This window comes from Gluconobacter sp. P1D12_c (assembly GCF_018812105.1).
GTDB classification, from domain to species: Bacteria; Pseudomonadota; Alphaproteobacteria; order Acetobacterales; family Acetobacteraceae; genus Gluconobacter; species Gluconobacter oxydans_A.
The window spans coordinates 1-632 of sequence record NZ_JACSIQ010000152.1 but is presented as its reverse complement, the minus strand read 5'-3'; the positions used below and the strand labels follow the sequence as shown (position 1 = coordinate 632).

Sequence of the window (632 nt, the reverse complement as noted above, 5' to 3'; positions counted from 1 at the left end):
CGCCAATAAGCCGTGCATCAGGGACAGAGCGGGCCAGTCGATCAAGCTTTGGTACGACCAAAGTATCGCCACTACGAACAGCCGCCAGTGCCTGGTCAAGGCCGGCCCTTTCCCGGTTCGTGCCGGTGAAGCCCTTGTCGGTGTAAATAMGATCGGCAGAAACACCGAGTTTGAGCAGTTCCTGATGCTGGGCCGCGAGATCCTGTTTGTCCGTCGAGCAGCGGGCATAGCCGATCATTATGTGTGTCATACGGGAAAGTGTAACGTATAAGGCCCCATGACTGCAAAACATATGGTACCACCTTTATGAGACACAGCACACGGCTGTATTCCATGACGTGTTGCACTTGTCCGGGACAGTCCGTCCAACGATCCCCTTCCGGACACATGAAGGAGACATCCGATCATGGCGCGGCGCCGTCTTCTGACCCGTGAAGCTCTCGCCCGACATTACGAGCCTTCTGTCGATGATCGCGAGATCACGAGACATTTTACACTCAGCCAGGATGACTTCGATCTGATCGCAACCCGCCGCGGAGAACCCTCCCGAGTGGGTGTCACGATGGTCATGCTCTACATGCGCGGGCCGGGACGGGTGCTGGACTCTGGTGAAACACCACCGGCTCCCATTC

Annotated in this window: 2 protein-coding genes; one reads left to right on the top strand and one right to left on the bottom strand. The window is 57.1% G+C overall.

Annotation, left to right across the window (positions count from 1 at the left end; genetic code table 11):
• The coding region (locus KP705_RS16070) for a recombinase family protein (protein ID WP_215764964.1) at window positions 1–250 on the bottom strand (250 nt) is incomplete at its 3' end.
• 156 nt (window positions 251–406) lie between these two features.
• Between KP705_RS16070 and KP705_RS16065 the strand changes: the two genes are divergently transcribed.
• On the top strand, window positions 407–632 hold a 226-nt coding region (locus KP705_RS16065), incomplete at its 3' end, for a DUF4158 domain-containing protein (protein ID WP_215764963.1).